This is a genomic window from Candidatus Enterococcus wittei (genome assembly GCF_002140175.1).
GTDB lineage: Bacteria > Bacillota > Bacilli > Lactobacillales > Enterococcaceae > Enterococcus_B > Enterococcus_B wittei.
In genome coordinates, this window is sequence record NZ_NGMO01000005.1 from 6,998 (window position 1) to 15,435 (window position 8,438).

Sequence of the window (8,438 nt, forward strand, 5' to 3'; positions counted from 1 at the left end):
TTTGATTCAGAATCAACAACTGTTCCTACTGAAGTAAAAGAAGCTGCCTTCAAATTAAAAGACGGTGAAATCTCTGATGTCATCACTGCAGCAAATCCATCTACTTACGCAACAGAGTACTATGTCGTTAAAATGGTGAAAAACCAAGATAAAGGCAACGATATGGATAAATTTAAAGATGAATTAAAAGAAATTGCTACACAAGCTAAAATCAACGATAGTGCATTTACTACAAAAGTAATCGGTGAAGAATTAAAAGCTGCAAATGTGAAGATCAAAGATGATGCATTTAAAAATATCTTAACTCCATTTACTGAAACTTCAAGCACAGCATCAACGGAAGATTCAGCAACACAAACAACTGAAAGTTCTGAAACAAAATCAACCGATTCAACAAAAGCTTCTGAAACAAAAGAGAGCACAACTGACTCTACTAAATAATAAAGAATGACTCTATAATTAACGGGACAGAAGAATCATAAATGATTTCAGACTGTAGACAAAAGCATCAGTTTCCTCTTTACTAAGAGTGTAGACTGATACTTTTGTCTATTTTTGTATAATAAAAGATATGAAGACATATGCTTCCACTGCCAAGTGGCCAATTTTTTCAGGTTCATTGCGGCAAAAACAAGCATCGTATGCACCTGATTTTTTTCCAAGCCTCGATACTTGGTGTAGCGCATTCCATGCTTTTCCTTTGCGTCTGCAAAAACGCGTTCAATCGTTTCTTTTCTTTTTTTATATTTTTCGCGATTATACGCCGTATGGCGTAAATGTTCTGCTTCATCTAAGTAATCTTCCCAAATGTGTCTATGTATTTCTTTTTGGTGTTTCTGGCTTTCTGTACAATTTTTCAATAATGGACAAGTTTCACAAATAAAAGATTTAGATACATATTTTTTATAGCCATCTCGAGTAGTTGTGCGAAACTGAAGTGTTTGATCATTGGGGCATAAGTACCAATTATAATGGGAATCATAATCAAAATCTTTCTTTTTAAAACGTTCTTTGTTTCCTTTGGGTCGAGTATAAGGAAAAATGGGCCGTAGTTTTTGGTCGATTAAATACTTGGTATTCCAAGGTGTTTTGTACGCAGCATCAGCAGCTACACCATAAAAGGAGAAACCACGCGATTTAACACGTTCAATTTGTGGCACGAGCATTCGGCTGTCATGTAGATTTCCAGGCGTAATCATGACATCTAATACAAAACCATTTTCATCACAAACGGTATGAGCAGAATAAGCAAACTGTTTTTCTCGTTCTGTTTTTACATAATAACCACTTTCTGGATCTGCGACACTAATTTTCCTTTCTACCACCTCCTGACGAATGATTGAACCAAAAGGGCGTTTGCCTTCGGCAATTCTTGCCTCATTAATTTCTTCTTCCAATTGTTTTTGGTATAAAATGGCTTCTTTATGTGCCATTTCTCTTGTAAAAATACGTTTGTTCGCATTCGCTTTAATATGAGTTGAATCCATATACAAAATTTCTTCATGAATAAATCTAGCATCAACTGCTTGTTCAAGAATAACGATAAATATCTGTTCAAACAAATCGGTTTCTCTGAAACGCCGTGCATAGTTTTTACCAAAAGTCGAAAAATGAGGAACTTTATCAATTAAACTAAGCCCAAGAAACCAACGATAAGCTAGGTTTGTTTCAACTTCTTTAATGGTCTGACGCATCGAACGAATCCCAAATAAATATTGAATGAATACTAATTTTACTAAGACGACAGGATCAACACTAGGACGACCAATGGTCGAGTAAGTTGATTCAACAATTGGATAAATAAAATCAAATGACAATGATTTGTCAATTTTACGGACCAAATGATTTTTAGGAACAAGTGCATCTAGCGAAATTTTGGCTTCTTCCATTCGACTATCCATTGATTGTTTGGACATCATTATACATTCCTCCTCGAAAAGCAAACGTTTTCTTTAATTGTAACAAAAAAACTGTAGAACAAAGAAATTTTTTTCTTTGTCTACAGTCTGGAATCATAAATGATTTTTCTGTCCCGTTTTTCATTATCAACAAAAAATCTAGGACAGCCTTTTGCATCATTCCAGATTCATCATTTCACTTAAGTCATCCCATTCACAAAAATTAAAGTATCAAAATTATAAAAGATTGTCCTGAGAACTTAGTAAAAGCAACCGAAAGCCATAACAGGCGATTATGATTCCTTTCAGCTAATTCCTCAAAACAACCTTCTCTAGGCTACTTTATTTGGGTACATAAAAACTTCGGTTATCTAAACCAAATATTCGATCAGTATATTTACCTGGTTCTGTCTGTCGGATAGCTGTGGTCATCATTTGCATCGAAGCATCGATCGTGTCAATTTGATGCAAGATCTCAGCTTCCATGATACGTGGGCGTACAGGAGAACCGTATTCAAGTAGGCCATGGTGGGCTAAGACCATGTGTCTTAATACCAAAACATCTTCTTCTTCTTCATTGATTTTGAGTACCATACATGCTTTTGTAATTTCTTCGTCAATCAATACTAAATGACCAATCAAATTTCCTGCCAGCGTATATTCCGTTGCCATAGAACCAGATAACTCGATTACTTTACCTAAATCATGCAAGATAATGCCAGCATATAACAATGCTCTGTTTAACTCAGGATATTCATCAGCAATTGCTTTACCCAAATGTAACATGGTCACTGTATGGTAAGCTAATCCACTAGCAAATGCATGATGGTTTCGTTTAGCTGCTGGAAATTCAAAGAATTGTTTTTGATATTTATTCAGCAAGTAACGCACGATTCGATTCCAATGTGCGTTTGTAATTTCAAACAATAATTGATTGATTTGCTCTTCCATTTCTTCTTTTTTCAGTGGTGCTCTTTCCATATATAGACTTGGATCGCTTGGTTCATCTACCTTTGTTAAACGCATATGCAAAATTTTCACTTGAGGATTTCCTTGGTACACTTCTCTTTTACCATTCAATAGGACAACTGTTCCAGCAGTGAATTTTTTGATTTCGTCTTCTGAAGCATCCCAATACTTACCATCGATCGTGCCAGATGTATCTTGAAAGGTAAAAGCAATAAATTTTTTGCCATTTTTTGCCACTCTAATATCTGCATTTTTAATCAAAACAAATTGTTCAAATTGTTCATCAATGACTAACTCACGAATTTTTTTCATTATTTGTCCCTTCTAACTTTCTCACAGATTGTTGTAGTTCCTGATAATAGCTTACCATTTCTTGATCAGAAGACAAACAGATTACTTGATAATTTCTACCAAATTCAGTTAATAATTTTGCCAAACGATATTTTCGTTGATGGTCATAATGCAACCAACCATCGTCAATGATGATCGGGCACAATGAGCGGTTTGCCTCTAAGGACAGATAGGCAAATCTCATAGCCATGATCACCTGATCTTTTGTTCCCGTGGACAGTTCATAAATTGGAAATTTCGTTGTATCATCTACTAAAGTCAACGTATCATTCATTAACAAGATCTCTTGATAATGATTATTCGTCAATACTCCTAAGTAAGTACCCGCTAATTTTAGTAATTGAGGCAATTGGCGTTCACTTAATTCTGTTGAAAGATCCCCAAGAAATGTTCCAGCAATCACTAAGCCACCCCATTGTTGGAATAATTCTTGCAATTGGGCTTTTTTTAGACTTTCTTGTTGGTATAATTCATCCAGTGTACCATCTTGTTGTAGGCCTTCAATTTGTAGTTGTATGCGTTGCCGCTGTTCACTGATCGTTCCTTCTTCCACTTTCAACTGTTTTAGTTGTTCTTTTGCATGTGCCAGTTTCACTTGTAGTTGTGTTCGTGTGATAGTATGCGTAAAAATGGGTGATAGGATTAATTGTAATTCCTCTAATCGTTTCTTTTGTTGTTGTGTCTGCTTTACCTTTTGCAAATAAGCAGGGACTTCAGAAGGATAAGAAAGATTGGCTATTGCCAATTGGTCGCTAAAATCTTGTAACAAGATTTTTTGTTTCTTTTTCAATTGATTGATTTCTTGTTTTAACAACGTATTTTGTTGGTAACTTCTAGCAAACTTCATTTGTTCCATTTCTTGGATGAATTCAGTCAATAGCCTAATCTTTTCAGTAAGTGCCTTATCTTGGATAGGTAACCATTCTTTTGTAAAATCAAAGGATGCTTCATAATGGGCCAATTGTTGCTGAATCTCCATTTCTCTTGTTTGCTTTCGTTGAAAAACAGCATAAAGTTTTTGATAATCAGCTACTTCCTGTCCATAATTTTTCATTACTTCTATAGTATTCATCGTTCCTAGTGAGTACTTCAAAGAAAAGTCAGTGATTTTTTTTACTAACTCTTGTTGTTTACATAGATTTTGGTTGATTGTTTGTGCCATTTCTTCTAATTGAGCCAGTACAATATCTAATTGTCCTAATTTTTCCTGCCATTTTCCTTTTATCTCAGGGAACTGTTGCTCAGAACTAGGATAGGCTTTTCTTTGAAATAAACTATACCCAATGATTCCTGTAGCAACTAAAAATCCAAGCACCTTAAATGGCATAGCTAAGAAAAGACCGACAATAAAAATAAGTAATGCTCCGACATAAACTAACCAAGGAGTTTTTTTGATTGGTTCTACCTTTTGTGTTTGCAAGAGAGAAGGATGTTTATCTTCTAGTTCATTTATTTCTGCTTCAATCGCTTGTTGCTGCTCTTTTGCTACCTCAAAACGTATCCTCAACTGAGTTTCTTGTTCTTTTAGCTGTTTAAATACTCGATATAATTCTTGCCATTCTTGTTCTTCCAAGAATTCTTGTGGTTGTTGCAGTCTATCCCACTGCCAACGTTGTTCCAATACTCCAAGTTCAGAAGCAGTTTCTCTTGTTTCGATTTGAAGTCTTTCCCACTCGTTGCTCAACTGTTCCATCGTCAGCTGCTTTTGTTGTAAGTTTTTTAATGCTTCTTCTTGTTCCAAGTAAAAATAGTAACGAGCAGATTGTTGGTCCATGCCACTATGCCGTTCTAAGGAAGCTTCTAATTCTTCTAAACGCTCGTTCATTTGTTGATAACGATTGATAAACATTTCTAAATCAGTCAGTAATTGTTCATCAGGTTCTTGATTTGATGTATTTTTTTTCAAGGACTGCCATTCTTCATATAATGAAAAATTCAACTCTTGTTGTTTATAACGCGTGAGTTGCTGACTTATTTCTTCCATTTTTTTAGAGAGCCTACGTTGTTTCTCCGCTTCTTGTTGCTCATCTTGGATCAATCTACCATAAACTGCTTCTTGTTCTTGTTTTTTTCGAATCTTTTCTTGCAGGATACGCCATTCATTCAGTTTTTGATTGATTAGCAGTTTTTGACCTTTTTTCTTAAATAATTGTTGCGCCTGTTGATAATATTCTTGGCGCTTTTGAAAAACATACGAACTACCGGTGATTCCTAAAGAGATCAATGCGTCATGCAATTCTTTTTCTCGCAGATGCTCAAGCTCAATGAGTTGTTCTTGTTGAAAAGTAAATACTTGCTGAAACAACTCTCTTGTCAGTGGGGCAATCAATTTCGTTAATAGTTCATCACTACCCACTTGTCCGTCAAAAGTAACTTTCGATTTGCCACGATTTTGTTGTTTATATCTTTCTACAATAAATTCTCCATGAACCGAATGTTCTAGCCAAATTCTCCCACCGTAAGCAGAACCATCTTTAGGAGTGTAATCTTTCTTTTTTTTGCCTTTCGAGGGAAAACCAAATAAGACTGCTTGTATAAATTGATAAATTGTTGATTTACCAGCTTCATTTTCTCCGTAGATCAGTTGATTACCTGAAGTAAAATCAAACTTTTTTTGACGCCATTTACCAAAACCAACAATTTCGATTCTTAAAATCTTCATTCATTTCCCCCCTCAAACAAGAAGTCTTGATGGATGATTTCTTTTGCTTTTTCCAAAGTCTCGTTTTGATAATCAGGTAAGTCATTCAACAATTTTGCCGCTTCTTGTTGCGTATATGCATCATGTAAGATTTGTTGGAAATCTTCTGTCACCTGATAATTTTCAAATAGTTGTTCAAATAATTGCGTAGTAGCAGCTAACGACACTCTTCCATCTTTTTCTTGTTCCATGATAGACATACGCCAAATCAATAAGTTTGAAAAGTCGTATTTTGTTTCTTCTACTAGATATTCCAGTAATTCCCCAGACTGAATGCGCTCAATGATTTCATTGCTCAAATGTGCATAGTCAGTTATTTTTATTTCTAATAATGTTTGTTTTTTTGGAGAAGATATTGTCTGTTTAATAAGACTTAAAACTTCCGCAGTAGCTTGTGCTTGTTGCAAGGAGATTTGTTGTACTTTCCAATATACTTCTGCTACTTCAATAGGTACTGTCTGGCAGTGATTTCCCTGTAGTTCCACCAACAAGATAGATCGTGCAGATTCTTCTTTTTTTGTATGTCCCTGTGGGGCACCTGGATAAAGGATCGTTCCTTTTTCATTTAATTTTGTAGGTACATGGATATGTCCTAATGCCCAATAGTCGTATCCTTTTTCTTCCATTTGAGCAGGATGAAAGGGCGCATAATTCCCCTGATTATGGCCTATTTCGCCATGATATAGCCCGATGTGATAATCTACTCGCTCCCGCTGTGGAAAATCTATTACTTTTTCTTTCTGGATCCATGGATGTGTATAACTAAAACCGCTAATAGCAACAGTTTCACCAGAAACTGTTGTGATTTTTTTTGTCTCGATTGTTTCCGATGTAAATAAAAATAGGTTTTCAGGAAATTCAAACCAATATCTTTCTTTTTGATAAAAATCATGGTTTCCAAATGTTAAAAATATCGGAATTTTATGTGCTTCTAAGCGTTTCAATTGCTCAGAAAAATATTTTTGGATTTTTAATGAAGGACGATTTTGATGAAAGCTATCCCCAACGAACAAAACAAAATCAACTTGATAGTTAATCGCTTGGTCAACGATATTTTCTAAAACTGTTAAATTTGCTTGCAATAATTTTGTTTGCATTTCTTCATCCAAATTAGCTAATCCTTCAAACGTTCGATCCATATGCAGATCAGCTGCATGAATAAATTTCACCATTAATCTCTTCCCTCCCAATATCTGCTAATAAAATGGTTTATTGCCGTTTCAAACGGCTGATATTCGTTGCGATTATTCATACTTTCAAATTTTATCATACCATTTCCATTGTTTTTTTTCAGCAAAAACCGAAAATTTGTTCGCTTTTTACACAAAAAAACAGCTAGACAAATGTCTAACTGTTTTATCTTGCGTGGCGACGTCCTACTCTCACAAGGGGCAACCCCTCACTACAATCGGCGCTAAGAAGCTTAACTTCTGTGTTCGGCATGGTTACAGGTGTATCCTTCTTGCTATCGCCACCACACTGTGGTGTTATCTATATTTGAGTAAATCTTGTTCACTCAAAACTGGATTTGAAGTTCATGTAAGAAACTCTACCGAGTTTTTTCATTTTATTTTGGTTAAGTCCTCGATCGATTAGTATCAGTCCGCTCCATACATCACTGTACTTCCACTCCTGACCTATCTACCTGATCATCTCTCAGGGATCTTACTTTCTTAAAGAAATGGGAAATCTCATCTTGAGGTGGGCTTCACACTTAGATGCTTTCAGCGTTTATCCCTTCCCTACATAGCTACCCAGCAATGCCCTTGGCAGAACAACTGGTACACCAGCGGTAAGTCCATCCCGGTCCTCTCGTACTAAGGACAGCTCCTCTCAAATTTCCAACGCCCGCGACGGATAGGGACCGAACTGTCTCACGACGTTCTGAACCCAGCTCGCGTGCCGCTTTAATGGGCGAACAGCCCAACCCTTGGGACCGACTACAGCCCCAGGATGCGACGAGCCGACATCGAGGTGCCAAACCTCCCCGTCGATGTGGACTCTTGGGGGAGATAAGCCTGTTATCCCCAGGGTAGCTTTTATCCGTTGAGCGATGGCCCTTCCATGCGGAACCACCGGATCACTAAGCCCGACTTTCGTCCCTGCTCGACTTGTAGGTCTCGCAGTCAAGCTCCCTTCTGCCTTTACACTCTTCGAATGATTTCCAACCATTCTGAGGGAACCTTTGGGCGCCTCCGTTACCTTTTAGGAGGCGACCGCCCCAGTCAAACTGCCCATCTGACACTGTCTCCCACCACGATTAGTGGTGCGGGTTAGAGTGGCCATAACGCAGGGGTAGTATCCCACCAGCGCCTCCATCGAAACTAGCGTTCCGACTTCTACGGCTCCTACCTATCCTGTACATGCGGTACAGACACTCAATATCAAACTACAGTAAAGCTCCATGGGGTCTTTCCGTCCTGTCGCGGGTAACCTGCATCTTCACAGGTACTAAAATTTCACCGAGTCTCTCGTTGAGACAGTGCCCAAATCGTTACGCCTTTCGTGCGGGTCGGAAC

General features: G+C 37.2%; 5 protein-coding genes, 1 rRNA gene and 1 other annotated feature. Of the genes, 1 reads left to right on the forward strand and 5 read right to left on the reverse strand.

The features are described from left to right. A partial coding sequence (locus A5844_RS12475; RefSeq protein ID WP_502489653.1) for a peptidylprolyl isomerase PrsA occupies positions 1–441 on the forward strand: 441 nt, incomplete at its 5' end. A gap of 47 nt (positions 442–488) precedes the next feature. Here A5844_RS12475 and A5844_RS12480 read toward each other — a convergent pair. The 5 genes from A5844_RS12480 to rrf all read right to left on the reverse strand — a co-directional run bounded on the left by A5844_RS12480 (position 489) and on the right by rrf (position 7,398). Beyond that, positions 489–1,919 (reverse strand): IS1182 family transposase, encoded by a 1,431-nt coding sequence (locus tag A5844_RS12480; RefSeq protein WP_086285520.1) that lies wholly within the window; start codon positions 1,917–1,919, stop codon positions 489–491. A 321-nt stretch (positions 1,920–2,240) separates the two neighbouring features. Beyond that, complete coding sequence (locus A5844_RS12490; protein WP_086285524.1) at positions 2,241–3,179, reverse strand: 3'-5' exoribonuclease YhaM family protein; 939 nt, start codon at positions 3,177–3,179, stop codon at positions 2,241–2,243. Continuing rightward, positions 3,163–5,880, reverse strand: coding sequence for an ATP-binding protein (locus tag A5844_RS12495; protein ID WP_086285526.1), 2,718 nt, complete (start codon positions 5,878–5,880; stop codon positions 3,163–3,165). Before A5844_RS12495 ends, A5844_RS12490 begins: the two co-directional genes overlap by 17 nt. Beyond that, entirely contained in the window at positions 5,877–7,091 is a 1,215-nt protein-coding gene (locus tag A5844_RS12500; protein ID WP_086285528.1) for a DNA repair exonuclease, read from the reverse strand. Before A5844_RS12500 ends, A5844_RS12495 begins: the two co-directional genes overlap by 4 nt. Positions 7,092–7,282: 191 nt before the next feature. After that, positions 7,283–7,398: ribosomal RNA gene (gene rrf / locus A5844_RS12505) — 5S ribosomal RNA — on the reverse strand. Between the two features lie 105 nt (positions 7,399–7,503). After that, positions 7,504–8,373: a sequence feature (23S ribosomal RNA rRNA prediction is too short), on the reverse strand. Positions 8,374–8,438: the final 65 nt, after the last annotated feature.

Bases quoted from the DNA above. Each gene is read 5' to 3' on its own strand.
- A5844_RS12490 (WP_086285524.1), bottom strand. From the start codon at position 3,179: ATGAAAAAAATTCGTGAGTTAGTCATTGATGAACAATTTGAACAATTT.
- A5844_RS12495 (WP_086285526.1), bottom strand. From the start codon at position 5,880: ATGAAGATTTTAAGAATCGAAATTGTTGGTTTTGGTAAATGGCGTCAA.
- A5844_RS12500 (WP_086285528.1), bottom strand. From the start codon at position 7,091: ATGGTGAAATTTATTCATGCAGCTGATCTGCATATGGATCGAACGTTT.
- A5844_RS12480 (WP_086285520.1), bottom strand. From the start codon at position 1,919: ATGATGTCCAAACAATCAATGGATAGTCGAATGGAAGAAGCCAAAATT.